Origin of the sequence: Paraburkholderia sp. Ac-20336, from assembly GCF_017105025.1 — a bacterium.
GTDB lineage: Bacteria > Pseudomonadota > Gammaproteobacteria > Burkholderiales > Burkholderiaceae > Paraburkholderia.
In genome coordinates this window covers 35,584-56,073 of record NZ_JAAGPS010000033.1, presented here as the reverse complement: position 1 = coordinate 56,073, position 20,490 = coordinate 35,584, and the positions used below count along the sequence as shown (strand labels likewise).

General features: G+C 65.4%; 10 protein-coding genes. 7 read left to right on the top strand and 3 right to left on the bottom strand.

Annotation, left to right across the window (positions count from 1 at the left end):
• Positions 1 to 958 (bottom strand): hypothetical protein (locus tag GXB81_RS31430; RefSeq protein ID WP_241016341.1); only part of this gene is annotated, 958 nt, incomplete at its 3' end.
• Between the two features lie 13 nt (positions 959 to 971).
• Positions 972 to 3,695, bottom strand: coding sequence for a type VI secretion system Vgr family protein (tssI, locus tag GXB81_RS12940; RefSeq protein WP_241016340.1), 2,724 nt, complete (start codon positions 3,693 to 3,695; stop codon positions 972 to 974).
• 810 nt (positions 3,696 to 4,505) lie between these two features.
• Here tssI and GXB81_RS12935 point away from each other — a divergent pair.
• The 3 genes from GXB81_RS12935 to GXB81_RS12925 all read left to right on the top strand — a co-directional run bounded on the left by GXB81_RS12935 (position 4,506) and on the right by GXB81_RS12925 (position 9,430).
• Entirely contained in the window at positions 4,506 to 6,854 is a 2,349-nt protein-coding gene (locus tag GXB81_RS12935; RefSeq protein WP_167042785.1) for an alkaline phosphatase family protein, read from the top strand.
• A gap of 243 nt (positions 6,855 to 7,097) precedes the next feature.
• Positions 7,098 to 8,591: a cytochrome c peroxidase gene (locus GXB81_RS12930; RefSeq protein ID WP_205989313.1), complete on the top strand. Its 1,494-nt coding sequence runs from the start codon at positions 7,098 to 7,100 to the stop codon at positions 8,589 to 8,591.
• A 167-nt stretch (positions 8,592 to 8,758) separates the two neighbouring features.
• Complete coding sequence (locus tag GXB81_RS12925) at positions 8,759 to 9,430, top strand: hypothetical protein (RefSeq protein WP_205989312.1); 672 nt, start codon at positions 8,759 to 8,761, stop codon at positions 9,428 to 9,430.
• Positions 9,431 to 9,524: 94 nt separating this feature from the next.
• Here the strand turns inward: GXB81_RS12925 and GXB81_RS12920 are convergent, their stop codons facing one another.
• Positions 9,525 to 10,415: a 2OG-Fe(II) oxygenase gene (locus GXB81_RS12920; protein ID WP_167282371.1), complete on the bottom strand. Its 891-nt coding sequence runs from the start codon at positions 10,413 to 10,415 to the stop codon at positions 9,525 to 9,527.
• Positions 10,416 to 10,936: 521 nt separating this feature from the next.
• Between GXB81_RS12920 and GXB81_RS12915 the strand changes: the two genes are divergently transcribed.
• From GXB81_RS12915 to GXB81_RS12900, 4 genes are read left to right on the top strand one after another with little or no spacing between them, the layout of a single operon-like run.
• Entirely contained in the window at positions 10,937 to 12,238 is a 1,302-nt protein-coding gene (locus GXB81_RS12915) for an efflux RND transporter periplasmic adaptor subunit (RefSeq protein ID WP_205989311.1), read from the top strand.
• Between the two features lie 15 nt (positions 12,239 to 12,253).
• Positions 12,254 to 15,439 carry an efflux RND transporter permease subunit gene (locus GXB81_RS12910; protein WP_205989310.1) on the top strand — a complete coding sequence of 1,062 codons (3,186 nt, stop codon included), beginning with the start codon at positions 12,254 to 12,256 and terminating at the stop codon, positions 15,437 to 15,439.
• Entirely contained in the window at positions 15,436 to 18,747 is a 3,312-nt protein-coding gene (locus GXB81_RS12905; protein ID WP_205989309.1) for an efflux RND transporter permease subunit, read from the top strand. The genes GXB81_RS12910 and GXB81_RS12905 overlap by 4 nt, the downstream gene beginning before the upstream one ends.
• Positions 18,744 to 20,402 (top strand): efflux transporter outer membrane subunit, encoded by a 1,659-nt coding sequence (locus GXB81_RS12900; protein ID WP_277396786.1) that lies wholly within the window; start codon positions 18,744 to 18,746, stop codon positions 20,400 to 20,402. The genes GXB81_RS12905 and GXB81_RS12900 overlap by 4 nt, the downstream gene beginning before the upstream one ends.
• Positions 20,403 to 20,490: the final 88 nt, after the last annotated feature.

Sequence of the window (20,490 nt, the reverse complement as noted above, 5' to 3'; positions counted from 1 at the left end):
CGGCCACCATGCTGTCGATCATGATCGGAGTGCCGCCGTAACCTGATTTCTGTAGAAGATCGACTGCCAGTTCCCTGACCTTTTCGAATTCACTTTCCAGTGACTGCGTGCTGGACAGATAGCCTGGTGGCCTAACCCTGCCAGTACGCCAGAGATTGAGTACCCAGACATACTGCGCGATGGCTATACGTTTGATACTCGCCAGCATCAAGGGATCGTCAGGTATTGATACCACCCTGGCTAGAGCCACTGCCGTGCGCCCTGGAGCACTCGCAGCGACTACAGCACCCGGCCACTGATCGATCCGTGTATCAGGAAAATTGTCTGGATGTTGCTGCGCTATCGCGTAGCTCCAGAACCATTGCTGGCAATGTCGCGACTCGTGGTAAATCGTATCGACAAATGCCTTGAGCGTTCTGAAGCGCAGATAGCGTTGACCCGCATCCTCGTCCGCTAACCGGCTTATAAGAATGAGGTCTTTGAGATCATTGAGATGCAGGAGCAGGCTCCAGTTCGCGGAATCAAAAAAGCCCTGCTCGGGTGCCGAACCCGGCGACACATCGAGTTTTATCTGCGAGGGAACGGCCTGAGCGGGAATACCGCCGTCTTGCGATTGATCCGTCATTGCCTTGACGATAAGCGGCTTTATCAGACTGAGTAGATATTTTTGTCCATCATCGTCAACCGGCCACCTGAGCACCTTCTCCGGCACCCCCTTACCAAAGAAAGTATTCCCCCACTGGATCTTCTCGAACAGCAACTCCACCGCAAACGCGTAATCCCTGGCAACCGGAAACATAAGCTGCCCTTTGCGTTCCGGGTCCAGATCAGAAAAGCGCATCCCCCAGCGCTCGGCCGAGCAGAGTGCGTAGGTCGGGATTCTGCCGGCGCTGGTGAGGCCTGGCTGATTGATCTCGACGATATGGTTGCCGACTTTGTGTGTGCGTCTAGCGGGCATTCCTGGCTTTCTCCTATAAATCGGATTTCGTCCCGGCATCCCGGACCAATATCGACCGATGCGTCGAGGCGACCGCGCCACACGCGCGTAGCAGGCTGACGGATGCAATCCGCACGCTGTCGCTCATCGCAACGGATGTTTCGCCGCGTCCATTACTGATCCCTTCGATCACCTGTCCGTCTGCAAGCTCGATCCGGTAACGCTGGTTCGTCATCACCCACCCCGAAACCTGTTCCACAAGCTTGAAATGCTCCGCCACCTTCGCCTGCCCGATATCCGTCATCGGCACGACAAACGGCACCGCCACCGGCGTATCGTTCAGATAACTCGCCGCATGAACCCGATGCCCGCCGTCGGTGTAGACGCTGTACCCCTGCGCATTGATCACGACCTTCGTGCCGGCCGCATGGAACACGATCTCCTTTCCGGCAATCAGATTGATCGATTCCGCCCGGCTGATGATGTTCACCACGCGCTGCGCAATGACCTCGATGTCATCGTGTTGCGCCTCGATCTGCACCTTGCCGGACGCTGCCTTGAGCCGGATGCCGAGGTTCTGCGCGAACACCCGCACGCCATTGACCGCCGACGCCAGCAGCGATCTCGCCGCGGCGATGCTGACGTGTCCGCCGGCCGTGAGCGCGAGATGTTCGCCACTCGCCACGTGCGTGCTTTCCGCGGCCGCGAGACTGATACCCGCGGCGCTGGCCAGCACCATGTCCGGCCTCGCCAGTTGCGGAAACGGCTGCTCCGCATCCGCCCCGCGCGCTACGCCACCGCGGATCGCCTCGTTCTGCATCCTGATCGCTTTCGACACCTCGCCCTGGCTGGCCTGCGGCTCCTGCACCTCGTACTGCCGGGCGAGACCCGCCAGGTTCTCGTGGATATCGCGCGCCTGCGCGAGCCGGGCCACCGTCTCGCCCATGTCCTTCGCCGGTGCGTTCGCACCGCTGCGCGCCTCGGTGGTGATCAGCAGGCCCCGGTTGGCCCGCGCGACACCCCATGCGTCGGTCGCGAGTTCCCAGCCGATGCCGCGCGCCTGCTGGCGGCCTGCCTCGCGCACGATGCGCGTGTTGTAGCCGAGCACGAGACGCGACTGCGCGTGATCGCTGGCGAGTTGCGCCTGGAGCTGGCCCGGCGTGTCGTCGAGCACGACGTGATTGGACTGGCCGGTGGCGCCGCCTTCGAGATCGCGGCTGAGCGTGCCCGAGAGCGCCTGGTTGGCCGGCAGCTTCCACGGCGGCGGGTTCCAGCCGTTGACCATGCGGCCCGATACGTACGGTTTGTCCGGGTCGCCCTCGTGGTAGCCGACCGTGACTTCCTGACCGGTACGGGGCAGATGGATCGCACCGAAACCATTGCCTTGCCACGGCGAGGACACGCGCACCCAGCAACTGGCGCTGGCGTCCTTCGGGCTGAGACGGTCCCACATGAAGTGGACCTTGACGCGCGCGTAGCCGTCGACCCAGAGCGGCTGGTTCTCCGGACTCACCACGATGGCGGTTTCGCTGGCGCAGTGCGGCTTTTTCTTCGGGCGGTTCCTGAAGAACGTATTCGCGGGTTGCAGCACGAAGTCGCTCACGCACTGGCGCGGTTCATCGTTCTCTCCCTCACCGGAAGACTGCGAATCCTGCTGCGCATTGCGGATATCGAGCGTGGTCGACACCACCAGGTATTCCGCGTTCACGTCCTGCTGCGGATGGTCGTCGAGCCAGAACGTCTTCCCGGTGATGAGCCCGCGCAGATTGCCCCGACCCTTCAGGCGCAGGCCGTGGCGGCGCATGGCATCGACGCGCACGCTCGCGAGGTATCGCGCTTCATCCTCGTGACGGTTCCGTTCACCGGATAGTCCGGACTCCCCGGCGAGCGGCTGCGCGTAGTCGCCCCAGCCGTGCTGTTCGATGCTGTCGCAGGCGCTTTCGCTGTAGCTCGCGTATCCGCCCTCGAACCGCGCGCCGGGGCGTGTGTAGTCGTAGTCGGTCAGGCTGACCTTGCCCGCCGTGATCCGGCGCGAGACCTTGAGCCGGTGGATATGCTCTGCGTCGACCCGCCGACTCTCGGGCGCGCGATAGCGGATGCGCCGGTACGTGTCGTCGTGCCGCTTGTGCGAGCCGGGGGAATCGCAGAGCACCAGCGTCAGGCCGTCGAACAGATAGTAGAGGCCCCATTCCCGCCAGAGGCGCGTGAGAAATGCGAAGTCGGATTCCCACATCTGGCGGACATAGTCGCGCTTCGGGTAGCTGCGTTCCGTGCCGGGGCCACCGAGTTCCATCACGACAGGATAGGGATAGCGCGCCTTGAGTATCGCAGAGGTGATATCCACGACGTTCATGTCCTGGAAGATCCGGCTCTCGCGGTTCTTCGTGGCGAGCCACAGCCACGGGCGCACGATGAAGCGGTAATAGGCGTGCCGGTCGTCGCTACCCATCTGCCTGACGCCGGTGATGAGGCCGGAGATCGTGCGGCTGCCGGTGGCTGCGCTTATCGCGTCGCCGCCGCAGGCAATCGACACGTCGATCACCTGGCCGATCAGGCGATCGGGCACGACCCGTTGCCGCGCCTGCCATAGCGGAAGCGTCGGTCTTTCGATCGTCGCCACGTCGAGCGCGTACCGGTAGAGCTTGCCCAGGGCTTCGGTGCCGTGCAGACGCAACGGCGCGAGCAGTGGCTCATTGCCCCAGGTCGGCAGCGTGTCACAGAAGATAGCTAAAGTGCGGTCCCACGGTGGTTTGGACATGCGTGCATCGAGTGATGGGTCGAGCACACAGTATCGAAAGCACCTATCCCACCGTCTATAGGAATTGGACTAATTTTTATCCTGAGCAGGCAAATTGCTCAATCTGCATAGCTAATTGAGATAGGCCGGTTTGATCTGTTTAGTGATCCTGTACAGCAATACGAATTAATCCCGTTGAATCCGCTGCAAAGAGAAATACAAATAAAAAATCAGAAAAGAAACGGCGAATATGATTGAAGCCGAGGGCCATCCGGGGCGGGCCCGCGCAACCGTGCCGTACTGAATAACACTTCGGCGGTATTAAAAAAGAATGGCAGCCGTGAGCGAACCCGATAACAAATCGCCGCGAATATAAATTACTGCGCGCTTGCACGAAGCTGAACGGGAACGACAGTTCTGCGTAAGCAGGGGAATAAACAAAGTGGCGAACAGGGCGGCAAGCAACGCAACCGGCAGAGCAGCGAACAGAACAGCAAATCTCCGCGAAAAGCGGAATCTGGCGCATCGAATCCTAAATATTGGTGATTCGAAGCATGTATTCACGCATTTGCGCACTCATCGTCCTCGGCGCCCGCCGTACGTGCACAACCCTACGGCGATTCGGCCCCGGTGCGAGCGTCGCTCCTGTTTATTACAATAAAGTTTAAATTTGAAAGGTAATTTAAGTAAATTGAAAGTAAAATTTCTTAAAGGTTCCCTGTCATAAAAAAAGAACATACGGACTCGATAATCCCGCTGCGTTAGAAAAATACGGATTTGTTCCGTTTGGGCGGAAAAAAGTTGTACATGCAAACCACCAGGGGTCCCATAATGCCGGTCAGTTCAACACCACGTACTACCCTTCTTTTAACCTCGATCGCGGCGGCCTGCGTGCTGGCAGCTTGCGGCGGCAACGACAATCCGTCGACGGCAAGCAACGGCGGCGGCAACAGCCCGACCCCGACGCAAACCACGACGTTCTCGGGCGTCGTGACCGCCGCGGCTTTCAAGCCGGGCAACGCATCGGGTAACCCGACGATCGCCGCCGGCTATTACGCGGGCGCGACGGTTTGCGTCGACGCGAACGGCAATGGCGTGTGCGATGCGTCGGAAACGAGCACGACGACCGACAGCAAGGGCCACTTCACGCTGAAGACCTCGGCGACCGGCCAGTTGATCGCCGACATCAGCACCAAGGCAACCAACACGGCAAGCGGCGCGGCCGTGCCGAGCCACCTGATCCTGCGTGCTTCGGCCGCGCAGATCGCCGACCAGGGCGCGGCTAACGTCGTCATCAGCCCGATGTCGAGCGAAGTGCAGCGTCTCGTCGAAGCGAACGGCAGCAGCTACGCCACCGAGAAGGCCAACCTCGCAACGCGCCTGAGCGGCCCGGCCCTCGGCGCATCGTCGGTGACGGTGAGCGCGACCGACGCGCTCGGCGACGTGAACACGCTCTCGGGCGCCGAACAGCAAGCGCTGCTGTTCGAAGACAACCAGCTTGAAAACCGCTACACGTACGCGACGACCAAGCTCGATCGCGGCGACATGTATCCGGACAACCTCGCGATGACGGGCGGCGATCCGTCGCTCATCGGCACCTCGGGCGTGATCCAGGCAACGGCCGTGAAGTCGTCGCAGACGCAGGCGAAGATCACGTACGCACAGGCGCAGCAGGCCGCGTTCAACGTCGAAGGCGTGCCGCGCTACGACAACGTGTTCGTGATCATGCTCGAAAACCACAGCGTGGGCCCGACGCCGGGCACGCCGGGCATTTTCGGTTCGACGAACGCACCGTTCATCAACCAGTTCCTGACCAGCAACAACCAGTTCACGACCTACTACGCGACCGGCAACCCGAGCGAGCCGAACTACACGGCACTCGGCGGCGCGGACGACTGGGGTATCGTCGACGACAACTGGTGGGGCTGCGGCGCGGGCACGAGCGGCGCGAACGCACCGACCGACGCGGCCTTCGCCGGCGGCACCGCTTCGGACGGCCAGCCGCTCGTCGCGACGACCGCACTGCCGCCGCAAGACACGAACCATCTGACGGGCCTGACGAGCGCGGCCTGTACGACGGTCGGTTCTTCCGCGAACCACAACGTCGCGGCGCCGAACCTCTTCACGCTGCTGTCGCAAGCGGGCATGACGTGGCGTACCTACAGCGAGTCGATGAACCCAGGTCAGGACCCGCGTTCGGACAGCATCGCCGAACCGACGATCTCGGCCGCCTACACGGGCCCGGGCGCGAACGGCACGGCCTACCCGATGCCTGGCGCGCTGTACAAGACCAAGCACAGCCCGGCAATGCCGTATCAGCTGGCGCGCAATCTGCCGGAGTTCTTCGCCGACAACCGCACGATCTTCGGCACGCAGTACCCGGCGTCCGCCCTGGCTACGTCGAAGGACTATTCGATCCCGACGAACTACAACTACGACCAGTTCAGCACCGACCTCGCGAACGGCGACGTGGGCAACCTGAACTTCATCATGCCCGACCAGTGCGACGACATGCACGGCACCGGCTCCGATCCGTCCTGCTCGAGCGGCAGCACCGCCATCGTGCAGCGCGGCGACGACTACGTGCGTCAGGTCGTGACGAAGATCCAGGCTTCGCCGCTGTGGACCAACAAGAAGCGCAAGGTCGCGATCGTCGTGATGTTCGACGAAGGCGAAGGCAGCTCGACCTCGTGCTGCGGCTGGAACCCGGTGACGTCGAACGTCAACCAGGCACCGCTCACGTTCTCGAACGGCAAGTACTCGCCGGTCACGACGACGCTGTACAACCAGGGCAACCATGGTCACGGCAACTCGGTGTTCGGCGTAGCAACGAACCAGGCGAGCGCGGGTGTGGTCGACAGCGACGAGTACAGCCACTTCTCGTTCGTGCGTACGATGCAGGACATGTTCCAGATCGGCGACCCGGCACAGCCGCAAACGTACCTTGCTCGCGCGAAGTACACCGAGTCGTTCATCGCCGCGAACGTGCTGAACCTGCCGGAACTCGCGGGCAGCGCGGATACGCACTTCGACTCGGTCCGTCCGATGAACCACGCGTACATCACGCCGGCGACCTACACGCAGAAGCTGAACCCGGTCGACGTGACGGGCACCTCGCTGGCTTCGCGCCAGGCGGGTCCTGACGCGAACCAGACCAACGTCTGGGCGCTGAGCAAGTAAGCGGTCGACCTAAGCGGCGGACCGACACACGCCGGGCGCAGCGCGCGCCCGGCGTGTGCAACCCGGCGCCGCAACGCTGCCTGCCGGACCACGGATCATGTGGTCCGGCAGTTTTCCATTCCGTTCGTCCCATTTCCACGCGGCCTTAAGTCGTACGCGCACTCAGCCAGGTCCTTCCACGGACCAAGCCAGGACCGCCCGGCAATCGGACTCAGGTAACACGATCAGGCTCAACACATCGATATGCGAAAAGTTTCTCTCGGCGTGCTTTGCGCGCTTTCCCTCGTATTGGCCGCCTGCGGCGGCGGGGGCAGCGATAGCGGCAGCAACGGCGGCAACGGATCGAGCCAGACCTCGGCGCCGGGCGGCGGCGAAACGGGTAGCGTTGCGCCGCCCGCCGCCGTCACGCTGAGCGCGGCGGCCCAAGTCGGCAAGCAACTGTTCTTCGATCAGAATCTGTCGGGCGGCAAGAACATGTCCTGCGCGACCTGCCATAGTCCGCAGTACGCGTACGGACCGCCGAACAGCCTGTCGGTGCAGCTCGGCTCCGATCCTTCGCTGGCCGGTCAGCGCGCGGTGCCCTCGCTGCGCTACAAGTCGATGACGCCGCCCTACAACGACGTCGCCGACAATCCCGACGGCATCACGCAGAACGCGCCGGGCGGCGGCTTCATGTGGGACGGCCGCGCGACGACGCTGGCGACCCAGGTCTCGCTGCCGCTGCTCAATCCGCTCGAAATGAACAACACGTCGGCCGCGAACGTGGTCAAGGTCGTGCAGGGCGCCTCGTATGCGCCGCTGTTCCAGCAGGCCTTCGGCTCGGGCGTGTTCGCCAACACCGACGCCGCGTTCGCCGACGTCGGCCTCGCGATCCAGGCCTACGAGACGGAAGACCCGAGCTTCGCGCCGTATTCGAGCAAGTTCGATCTGTTCGAATCGAACAAGGTGGGCGGCACGTTGACGGCGGCCGAGCTGCGCGGCCTCGAACTCTTCAACGACACCGACAAGGGCGCCGGCTGCGTGGCCTGCCACTACGCGGGCGCGAACTTCAACGGCTCGGTCGGTCTGATGACGGACTTCACGTATCAGGCGATCGGCGTGCCGCGCAACGACACGCAGATTCCCGACAACCCCGACCCGATCCCGAGCAACGCAACGACCTCGTACTACGACCTGGGTCTGTGCGGTCCGCTGAACAACCTCCACACGCCCGGCACCGCGACGAGCGGCGCGGGACCGGATTCGTTCACGGGCGTCAACGTGCCCGATCCGTATTGCGGCCGCTTCAAGGTGCCGACGCTGCGCAACGTCTCGACGCGCACCGCGTTCTTCCACAACGGCGTGTTCCATTCGCTCGTGCAGGTGCTGAACTTCTACAACACGCGCGACACGAACCCGGAATACTGGTATCCGAGCACCGGCGGCGATACGAGCCACATGGTGCAGAACCCGTCGTTCGCGCTGTTCCCGAGCGCCGCATCGGGGGCGACGGCGACGCCGTTCAACGATCTGCCGGTCGCCTACCAGGGCAACATCGACGAAGAACTGCCGATGGGCCAGGGGCAAACCGACGCGGGCGGCACGACCGCGGCGGACGGCGCGCTGGCCCGCCCGGTCCACTCGACGCCGCAGCTGACGCAGCAGAACATCGCCGATCTGGTCTGCTTCCTGAACACGCTGACGGACGGCTATCAGCCGCCCGCCACGCCCCCCACGAGCGGCGCATGCGTGAACTGACGACGCATCGATGACGATCCGCGCGCGGCCGGCTTCTCGTGGAGCGGCCGCGCGCCGGCGTTCGGGCCGTCGTGCCTCGGACCGCCGGCACCGCTGCCGCGCGCGCATCGCCTGCCGCCTGCCGCACCTAGCCGTTCAATAAGCCATCCAACCTGAGCAACAACACCATGACGCGACGTACCACCGCCGTCCGCCTTGCCGGCGGCGCGCTTTCCCTGTTTGCCCTGACCTTCGTCGCCGGCTGCCATGACAAAAGCCAGGACGCCAATCAGGAAAACTTCACGGCCGCCATCAACGATTTCCTCGGCCAACGCGGTCACCTGTGCCTCGCCAAATACGACTGGCCGATCTACACCACCACCGACGATCGCACCGCGGGCACGCGCGACGCCGTGCAGATGCCGGTGCTCGAAAAGCTCGGCCTCGTGAAGGGTCAGGACATGATGGTCGAGCGCGTCGACGCCGGCGGCAAGAAGATCACCGCGGCCGCGCGCCAGTACGAACTGACCGACGAAGGCAAGAAGTACTACCTGCACATTCCGGAAGTGGTCGCGACCGGCACGTCGCGCGTCACGCATCCGGCCGACTTCTGCGCGGCCACGCTGACGCTCGACAAGGTCGTGGGCTGGGAGCGGCCGATGCAGCTCGACGGCAAGACCGTCACGTCGGTGGTCTACACGTACAAGGTCGAGCCGGCGCCGTGGGCGAAAGATGCCGACGCGCAGCGCGTGTTTCCGATGGTCAAGCGCGTGATCGAAGGCGCGGGCACGATGCAGTTGCGCGAGGGCATGCACCTGACCTCGAAGGGCTGGGTCGCCGACGAGATTTTCCAGCGCTGAAGCCAAACGCGCGGGCGGCGCAACGTGCGGGCCGGGCCGTGCTGCCCGGCACCTGGGGTGCCTCGAACCTGAAACGCTCAGGTCCGCCCGGCGCTCAGGCCTGCTGGCGCGGCACGAAGCGGCGCGCGCGCAGCCATTTCGTCGCGACCCACTTCTCGCCCGAGCGCAGCGGCGTGCTCGCATGCAGCGAACTCGGATCGGCGAGGCCGAAGCGGTTGCCGTATTCGAAGTAGAGCGCGTGACCGCGCTGCGGCGTCACCGACCAGCCGATCTGCGGGAACACCGTTTCGCCGCCGTCTTCCACGTCGTTCAGATACATCAGCAGCGTGCCGACGCGCTGGCCGCTGCGCGCGATCGACTCGCGATTCGCCTCGTTGCCCGCGATCAGATAGTCGACGTGCGGCGTCGATTCGGCGCCTTCCTCGTAGTTCAGCATTTGCAGCCCCTCGCCGTTCTCGGCCGGCAGGCCCGTGAGTTCGGCGATGCGCGCTTCGAGGCGCGCGATCAGCGGCGTCTCGGCGAGGCGGAAAAACATCCCGTAGCTGCTGCGATGACCGGCCACGACGTTGCGGCCCGTCACCGGATCGACGACGGTCGAGCGGTCGAGGCGCGGCCGCGCGAGCGCAATCAGCTGCTCGCATTCGTCGGCGCTCAGAAAGTTGGCGAGATGCACGGCGGCGGGCCGTTGCAGGCGCGACAGCACGCGCACCTTGCGCTCGCCGAGCTGAAGCTGCGCGCCGTCGCGCACGCGCAGCGGTTCGGCTTCGTAGCTGAGCGGCGCGGCGCCCACTTCGAGCTTGTCGCCCGGCATCGGCGTGCCGTAGAGGAACGCGGCGGACACGGCGTTGACCATCGCCGCCGCGAGTTCGGCCGCGTTGTTGCGGCTGACCAGCTCGTTGACGATCGCTTGCGGCGCGACGCCGCGCGTGAGATTGGCGGCGATCCAGTCGCGCACTTCGGCGGGAAAATTGACGGTGATGGACATCGGGGTGACAGGCGCGCGGCCTGGAGGGTTATGTCGCGGAAAGAGGCGGGAAAGAAGCCGGGCTCGCATGATAGCGGTCGATTGTGACGCGCTTTAGACAGCGGAGCGGGTCCTGCCGGGGCGGCCCGGCCATTTTTCGTTACCGCATATTGCAGCCGTGCGCGGCCGGCCACGGCCGATCGATCCCCTTCCACGCGGCCCCGAGCCCGCCTGTCCGGGCGCCGCGCGGGGCCGCGTTGCCTTTCACCGCGTCAACTGTTGCACCGCTGTAACTCAAGCGTTCGGCAGCCCGGCTACATTGGCGCCATGCGGGCATCGCGCTTGCGTGCCGTTGGCGCCTCGATACGCGGCCCGATACGCGGTCCCAAGCACGGCCCCGCTTCCTTACGTTCAGATAACAGCACGTCCAGAGGACTTCGACTGATGACAACGCGCGCAAACCATGGCACTTTTGCGCAGTCCCATCAGAGGACGACGTTTCCACCGATCATCGACGCTACTATCCGTCCACGGAGATCAACATGAGCGAAGCCGTGTCCCCGCCGCCGAAGCGCTCCCGACGCGGGCTCGTCATCTTCGTGGCGATCGTGCTCGTGCTGATCGCGCTGGTTGCGATGCATGTGCTGACGCGCAAGAAGCCCGCGCGCGAGAACACGGCCATCGTCGTTACGGTCGCGAGCGCGACGCTCGGCTCGATGCCGGTCACGCTGAGCGAGCTCGGCACGGTCACGCCCACCGCCACCGTGACCGTGCTGCCGCAACTGAGCGGCTACCTGACCGAGGTCGGCTATCACGAAGGCCAGGAAGTGCAGAAGGGCCAGTTCCTCGCGCAGATCGATCCGCGCCAGTACCAGATCAGCAAGCAGCAGGCGCAGGCGACGCTCGCCAAGGACCGCGCCTCGCTCGCCCAGGCGCGCGCCGATCTCGCGCGCTACACGCAGTTGAACGAGCGCAAGTCGATCGCGCAGCAGACCTTCGCCGATCAGCAGTTCCTCGTGCAGCAGGACGAGGCGGCCGTGCAGGCCGATCTCGCCAACATCGCGCAATTCGATCTCGATCTCGCCTATTGCCGCATCACCGCGCCGATCGCCGGCAAGGTCGGCCTGCGCCTCGTCGATCCGGGCAACTACGTGACCGCGTCGTCGTCGACGGGGATCGTCGTCATCACGGCGGTCAAGCCGACCACGGTGCAGTTCACGGTGCCGCAGGACGCGCTTGCCTCGATCGTGCAGCGCATGAACAGCGGCGCGAAATTGCCGGTCACCGCGTATTCGAGCGACAACGCGCGCGAGATCGCCACCGGCACGCTCTACGCGATCAGCAACCAGATGGCGACCGCGACCGGCACCGTGACCTTGCGGGCCACCTTCGCCAACGACGACGAGGCGCTGTTCCCGAACGAGTTCGTCAACGTGAAGCTGCTCGTCGATACGATGAGCAACGCCGTGCTCGTGCCGACCGCCGCGGTGCAGACCGGCGCGCCGGGCGACTACGTGTATCTGGTCAATGCGAACGGCACGGTGTCGGTGCACAAGGTGAAGCTCGGCCCGAGCGACGGCAGGAATACGGTGATCCTCTCCGGCCTCGCGGCGGGCAACCAGGTCGTGACGGACGGCACCGACCGGCTCAGCGACGGCGCGAAGATCGAGCCGGCCCATGCGAAGCCCGCGGCGGCGGGCGTGAACGGCGCGAGCGGCGCGGGTGGTGCAGCGGCGAAGCCCGAGGCCGCTTCGGAGAGCGGCTTCAAGCGCCTCCTGCAGCGCGTTTTTCCGCCTGCCGCGAAGCCCGCTGCGCCGGCGTCGTCATCCGCCGCTTCGTCGTAACGGACCGCCGCGCCGATGAACATCTCGCGCCTCTTCATTCTCCGACCGGTCGCGACGCTGCTGCTGATGATCGCGCTCGTGCTCGTCGGGCTCGTCGCGATGCGCGTGCTGCCGGTCTCGTCGCTGCCGAACGTCGACTATCCGACGATCCAGGTGCAGACCTTCTATCCGGGCGCGAGCCCGAGCGTGATGGCGACCACCGTCACCGCGCCGCTCGAAGTGCAGCTCGGCGAAATTCCCGGCTTGCAGCAGATGACCTCGTATAGCTCGGACGGCGCCTCGGTCATCACGCTGCAGTTCGATCTCTCGCTGAACCTCGACATCGCCGAGCAGAACGTGCAGCAGGCGATCAACGCGTCGAACAGCTATCTGCCCTCGGGCCTGCCCGCACCGCCGACTTACGCGAAGGTCAATCCGGCCGACCAGCCGATCCTCACGCTCGCGGTCACCTCGAAGTCGATGTCGCTGACGCAGTTGCAGGACGTCGCCAACAACCGCCTCGGCACGAAGATTTCGGAAGTCTCGGGTGTCGGCGTCGTGACGACGAGCGGCGGCAACGTGCCGGCGATCCGCGTCGAGGCGGACCCGCACAAGCTCGCCGCCTACGGCCTCAATATCGACGATCTGCGCACGCTGCTCAGCTACGTCAACGTGAGCCAGCCGAAGGGCAATTTCGACGGCCCGGACCTCGACTACACGATCAACGGCAACGACCAGATCACCGATCCGAAGGACTATCTCGACACGGTGATCGCGTATCAGAACGGCTCGCCGGTGTTCCTGCGCGACGTCGCGCGCGTGAGCCAGGCGCCGCAGGACGTCGAGCGCGGCGCGTGGTACAACGGCTCGCCCGCGATCGTGCTGAACGTGCAGCGGCAACCGGGCGCGAACGTGATCGCGACCGTCAACCAGATCATGAAGGAGTTGCCGCAACTCGAATCGACGCTGCCGGCCGGCATGAAAGTGACCGTGGTGTCGGACAGCACCGGCGTGATTCGCGCCTCGGTCGCGGACGCCGCGTTCGAGCTGATTCTCGCGATCGTGCTGGTGGTCGCGGTGATCTTCGTGTTCCTGCGCAACGTGCCCGCCACGCTGATTCCGAGCGTCTCGGTGCCGGTCTCGCTGATCGGCACGCTGGCCGTGATGTACCAGCTGAACTACTCGATCGACAACCTCTCGCTGATGGCGCTCATCATCGCGACCGGCTTCGTGGTCGACGACTCGATCGTGATGATCGAGAACATCGTGCGCTATCTGGAAGAGGGCATGACGCCGCTCGAAGCCGCGCTCGAAGGCGCGGGGCAGATCGGCTTCACGATTCTCTCGCTGACCGTTTCGCTGATCGCGGTGCTGATTCCGCTGCTGTTCATGGGCGGCGTGATCGGGCGCCTGTTCAGCGAATTCGCGGTGACGCTCGCGGTCACGATCGTGATCTCGGCCATCGTCTCGCTGACGGTCGTGCCGATGCTGTGCGCGCGCATGCTGCGCGCGCAGGCCGAGCGGCATCCGAGCCGCTTCGAGCGCATCAGCGAGGGCCTGTTCGACAAGACGCTCGCCGCCTACGAGCGCGGCCTCGCGTGGGTGCTCGACCATCAGACGCTGACGCTGATGGTCGCGATCGGCACCGTCGTGCTGACCGGCCTCCTGTACGTGGTGATTCCGAAGGGCCTGTTCCCGGTGCAGGACGTCGGCGTGATCCAGGGCATCAGCGTGGCCGACAACTCGGTTTCGTACTCGGCGATGGTCAAGCGCCAGAGCGCGCTCGCCGAGGCGATCCTGAAGGACCCGGACGTGGTTTCGCTCACCTCGTACGTCGGCATCGACGGCATCAATGCGACGCTCAACAACGGCCGCTTCCTGATCAATCTGCGCGATCGCGACCAGCGTTCCGACACCGCGCAGGAAGTCGCGCGGCGGCTCGCGCAGGAAGTCGCGCGGCGGCTCGCGCAGGAAGTCGCGCAGGTGCCCGGCGTGAAGCTCTACATGCAGCCCGAGCAGGACCTGACGCTCGATACGACCGTCTCGCCGAACCAGTACAGCTTCGTATTGCGCGGACCGAGCCAGCAGGCGTTCCAGCAGTACGTGCCGGACCTCGTCGCGCGGCTGAAGCGCATTGCGTCTCTCGAAGACGTGCAGAGCGACCTCAATAGCGACGGCCTCAGCGTGAACGTCGAGGTCAACCGGCAACTGGCCGCGCGCTTCGGCATCACGCCCGCGACGATCGACAACGCGCTGTACGACGCGCTCGGCCAGCGCATCGTGTCGACGATCTTCGAGCAGTCGAACCAGTACCGCGTGATTCTCGTCGCCAAGCCGGAGACGCTGCCGAGCGTGCAATCGCTCGGCAATCTCTATCTGCCGAGTCAGACCAGCAGCACGGGGCAGGTGCCGTTGTCGGGCATCGCGAAGATCGAGATCAAAAAATCGCCGCTCGTCATCAGCCATCTCGCGCAGTTCCCCTCGGTGACGATCTCGTTCAATCTCGCGAAGGGCGCCTCGCTGAGCACGGCGGTCAAGGAGATTCACGCGGCCGAGCAGGCCGTGAACCTGCCGCCGTCGATCACCTCGTCGCTGCAAGGCGCAACCGCCGCGTTCGAGGATTCGCTTTCCAGCGAGGTCTATCTGCTGATCGCGGCGCTCGTCGCCGTGTATATCGTGCTCGGCGTGCTGTACGAGAGCTTCATCCATCCGGTCACGATTCTCTCGACGCTGCCCTCGGCCGGCATCGGCGCCTTGCTCGCACTGATGCTCGCGGGCAGCGATCTCGACGTGATCGGCATCATCGGCATCGTGCTGCTGATCGGCATCGTCAAGAAGAACGCGATCATGATGGTGGACTTCGCGCTCGACGCCGAACGCAATCACGGCAAGCCGCCGCGCGAGGCGATTTTCCAGGCGTCGCTGCTGCGCTTCCGCCCGATCCTGATGACCACGCTCGCGGCGATGCTCGGCGCGCTGCCGATGCTGCTCGGCACCGGCACGGGGTCGGAACTGCGCCGGCCGCTCGGTCTCGCGATCATCGGCGGCCTGACGCTGAGCCAGATGCTGACGCTGTTCACCACGCCGGTGATCTATCTGTTCTTCGACCGCATGGCGGCGCGCGTGAAGCGCTGGCGCGCCGCGCGCAACCCGCGCGGCGGCAACGACGGCAGCGAATCCGGTGAGCCGCCGCCCGCGGGCGGCACCGAGGGCGCGCCGTGAACATCCCGGCGCTCTTCATCCGGCGGCCGGTGGCGACCACGCTGCTCGCCATCGCGATCCTGATCTCCGGCACGCTCGCGTATTTCCGCCTGCCGGTCGCGCCGCTGCCGAACATCGCGTTTCCGGTGATCGTCGTGCAGGCGAACATGGCGGGCGCGAGCCCGGACATCATGGCGGCGACGGTGGCCGAGCCGCTCGAGAGGCGGCTCGCGACGATGGCCGACGTCGAGGAGCTGACCTCGATCAACTACGTCGGCTCGTCGCTGATCGTCGTCGAGTTCGGCCTGAAGCGCGACATCAACGGCGCGGCGCGCGACGTCGAAGCGGCGATCCAGGCCGCGCGCGCCGATCTGCCGACCACCTTGCGCAGCAATCCGAGCTATCGCCAGTACAACCCGGCCGACGCGCCGATCATGGTGCTGTCGCTGACTTCGGACACGCTGACCAAGGCGCAGCTTTACGATTCCGCCGATTCGGTGATCCAGCAGCAGCTCTCGCAGGTACAGGGCGTCGGCCAGATCACGCTCGGCGGCGGCGCGTTGCCGAGCGTGCGCGTCGAGTTGCAGCCGGGCAAGCTCAACAGCTACGGCATCGGCATGGAAGACGTGCGCGCGGCGATCAGCGCGGCCAATGCCGACAGCGCCAAGGGCCATCTCGACGTCGGCGCTCAGCGCTATGTCGTCACGTCGAACGATCAGATCACGAAGGCGGCGCCGTATCGCGACCTCGTGGTCGCTTATCGCGACGGCGCGCCGGTGCAGTTGCGCGACGTCGCCGAGGTGCGCGACTCGAACGAAAACATCCGCAATGCGGGGCTCTTCAACGGCAAGTCGGCGATTCTCGTGATCGTCTATCCGATGCCGGGCAGCAACGTCGTGAGCACCGTGCGGCAGATCCGCAGCGTGCTGCCGTCGATCGAGGCGACGTTGCCGAGCAGCGTGCACGTGGGCGTCGCGATCGATCGCTCGGAGTCGGTCACGTCGTCGGTCGGCGATACCGAGCGCACCCTGTTCATCGCGATGCTGCTGGTGGTCGGCGTCGTGTTTATCTTCCTGCAGTCGCCGCGCGCGACGCTGGTGCCGGCCGTGGCGCTGCCGCTGTCGATCATCGGCAGCTTCGGGCCGATGTATCTGCTCGGCTATAGCATCGACAATCTTTCGCTGATGGCGCTGACGATCGGCACCGGCTTCGTCGTCGACGACGCGGTCGTCGTGCTCGAAAACGTCGTGCGCCATATGGAGCTGGGGCTGAGTCCGAAAGAGGCCGCGCTGAAGGGCGCGGGCGAGGTCGGCTTCACGGTGATCTCGATGAGCCTCTCGCTGATCGCGGTGTTTCTGCCGATCATCCTGTTTCCGGGCATCGTCGGGCTGATGTTCCACGAGTTCGCGATTACGCTGTCGATCGCGATCGTCATCTCGCTCGTGATCTCGCTGACGGTCACGCCCGCGATGTGTGCGTACGTGCTGAGCCGCGAGAACGCCGGCCATTCGAAAGCGCGCTGGGCGCGGTGGATCGAACGGCAATTCGAGCGCTTCAAGGCGCTCTACGCTCGCTCGCTGACGGCCGTGCTCGATCATGCGCGGCTCGTCATCCTGCTGCTGTTCGCGCTGCTGATCGGCAACGTGTTCCTGCTGAAGCTGGTGCCGGCCACCTTCTTTCCCGAGCAGGACACCGGCATCCTGATCGGCCAGATCATCGCCGACCAGAGCATTTCGTTCCCGGCCATGCAGAAGAAGCTCGCGCAGTTGCAGGCGATCGTGCAGAAAGACCCGGCGGTGCTGTCGGTCGCGGGCTTCACGGGCGGCCGCGCGCTCAATAGCGCGAACGTGTTCATCGAACTGAAGCCGCTGTCGGAGCGCCACGCGACGGCCACCGAGGTCGTGAACCGGCTGCGGCCCAAGCTCAACGAGGTGTCGGGCGCGCGGCTCTTCCTGCAGGCGCAGCAGGACTTGCGCATCGGCGGCCGGCAGTCGGCGGCCGAGTATCAGTACACGCTGACGAGCGACGATTCCGCGGCGCTCTTCAAGTGGACGCCGAAGCTCGTCACCGCGCTCGCGAAGACGCATGGACAACTGCTCGACGTGAACTCGGACCTGCAGCAGAACGGCCTGCAAACCTATGTGAAGATCAATCGCGCGACGGCGGCGCGCTACGGCTTCGCGCCGAACCAGGTCGACAACGTGCTGTACGACGCGTTCGGCCAGCGCACCGTGTCGACGATCTACAACCCGCTCAACCAGTACTTCGTCGTGATGGAAGTCGCGCCCGAGTACTGGCAGTATCCGCAGGCGCTCGACCATATCTATCTGAGCACGGCCTCGGGCAACCCGGCCGGCACGGCCGCCACGCAGATGCCGGGCGCCACGGTGTCGGCGGCGAGCGCGCAGAGCGGCAGCGCCTCATCCAACACCAACGCGCGCAATGCGAATGCGCAGTCGAACGCGACGAACAACAGCATCGCCAACAGCAAGGGCGGCAGTTCGACCGGCAGCGCGGACAGCACGGCCGCCGAAACGATGGTGCCGCTCTCGGCGATGGCCTCGTATTCGAACAGCCACACGGCGACCCAGGTGAATCACCAGAGCGGCCTCGTGGCCGCGACGATCTCGTTCAACCTGCCGCCCGGCGGTTCGCTGAGCCAGGCGGGGCAGACGATCGAGAGCACGAGCCGCGAGATCGGCATGCCCGCGAGCATTCACGGCGCGTTCGCGGGCGCGGCGGCGGCCTATTCGCAGTCGGTCGGCACGGTGCCGCTGCTCGTGATCGCGGCGCTCGGCGTCGTGTATATCGTGCTCGGTGTGCTGTACGAAAGCTCGATCCATCCGCTGACGATTCTCTCGACGCTGCCGTCGGCGGGCATCGGCGCGACGCTCGCCTTGCTGATCTTCAACACGCCGTTCTCGGTGATCGCGCTGATCGGCATCATTCTGCTGATCGGCATCGTCAAGAAGAACGGCATCATGATGGTCGACGTCGCGATCCAGTTGCAGCGCCAGGAGCGCATGCCCGCGCGCGACGCGATTCACGCGGCCGCGCTGATCCGCCTGCGGCCGATCATGATGACGACGTTCGCGGCCGTGCTCGGCGCGGTGCCGCTCGCGGTCGGCATGGGCCAGGGCGGCTCGCTGCGTCAGCCGCTCGGTATCACGGTGATGGGCGGCCTGCTCCTGAGCCAGGTGTTTACGCTGTACACGACGCCGGTGATCTATCTGTACCTCGACCGCCTGCGCGCGCGGCTCGTCAGATGGTCCGACGGCCTGCGCTGGAACCGCGACGCGAAGCCGGGGCAACCGGATACGAAGGCATGACCATGAAGATTTTCATCACACGTTTGGGTGCGCGGGATTCGGCACAGCGTGCGCGTAGCGCGAGCCGTGCTTCGGCCCGTGGCGGCGATGTCGGCCGCGCCGGTTCATGGCGTTGGCCGTCCGCCGCGACGCTCGCCGTTACGCTGCTCGCGCTGCTGAATGCCGGCTGCATGGTCGGCCCCGACTATCACCGGCCGCAGGTGCGCGTGCCCGCTACCTATGCCGAACTGCCGGGCTGGACCCAGGCCGAGCCCAACGCGGGCGCGCCGAAGGGTACGTGGTGGACCGCGTTCAACGATCCGCTGATCGACGAACTCGAACCGCTTGTCGCGGTATCGAACCAGACCGTGCGCGCGGACTACGCGAACTACCAGGAAGCGCTTGCCGAAGTGCGCGCCGCGCACGCGAGCCTGTTCCCGACGCTCGGCGCGACCGGCTCGGCCACGCGCGAGCGCGCCTCGGCCACGACGCTGAACGGCACGGCGACGCGCATCGCCAACGCGGGCTCGCTCGAAGGCAACGTCAGCTGGGCGCCGGACCTGTGGGGCCAGGTGCGCCGCACGGTCGAGGAGAACGCGGCGAACGCCCAGGCCACCGAAGCGACGCTCGCGAATGCGACGCTCTCCGAGCAGGTGGCGCTCGCGACCGCGATCATCGAACTGCGCACGAGCGACGCGAACATCGACCTGTTGCAGCAGACCGTCGTCGCGTATCAGCACTTTCTCGACGTCGTCACCGAGCAGGACCGCGCGGGCACGATTGCGCCGAGCGACGTGATTACCGCGCGCACGCAGCTCAATACCGCGAAGTCCGATCTGATCGCGCTCGGCGTTGCGCGCGCGCAGTACGCGCATGCGATTGCGGTGCTGGTCGGCAAGAACCCGGAAGAACTGTCGATCGCTCACGATCCCGGGATGCCGGTGCTGCCGTCGGTGCCGGTCGGCGTGCCGTCGACGCTGCTCGAACGCCGGCCCGACATCGCCGCGGCCGAGCGCAAGATGGCCGCGCAGAACGCGGCGATCGGCGTCGCGGTGTCCGCGTATTACCCGGAGATTTCGCTCTCGGGCGCGGCCGGTTTCACGCAGTCGCCGCTGGCCGGTCTGCTCAAGGTGGCGAACTACGTGTGGTCGCTCGGCGCCAGCGCGAGCGAAACGCTGTTCGACGGCGGCCTGCGCAGCGCCGACGTCGATGCGGCGAAAGCGGCCTACGATTCGGCCGTGGCCAGCTATCGCGGCACGGTGCTGACCGCGTTCCAGAACGTCGAGGACGATCTGTCCGGCTTGCGCATTCTCGCGGAGCAAGCCGACGTGCTCGAAGCGGCCGTGCGCGACGCGAACCGCGGCGCGGAGATCGCCTTCAACGAGTACCAGGCCGGCACCGTCGACTACACGACGGTCGCGACCGCGCAGGCCACGCAACTGAGCACGCAGCAGACCGCGTTGAACGTGCAGGAGTCGCGGCTGTTGCATGCAGCGTCGTTGTTCGGCGATCTAGGGGGCGGGTGGTCGGCGGATCAGTTGCATGACCCGCGTGGCGGGAGTGCGCGCGCGGCGGCGCAAAGCGGGGATGCGGGGGCGGCTTCTGCGGCGGCGGTTTCCTCTGCTGCTGCGGCTGCATCCGCTGCCGTGAGCAACGGTGGCGCGAATCCGCCATGACGGTGCATCCACGGGCGGGTTGGCCCGTCTGCCGGTAACACGACACGACAAAAGGCCGCGCGCCGTTGCGGATATCATGCGCGGCTTG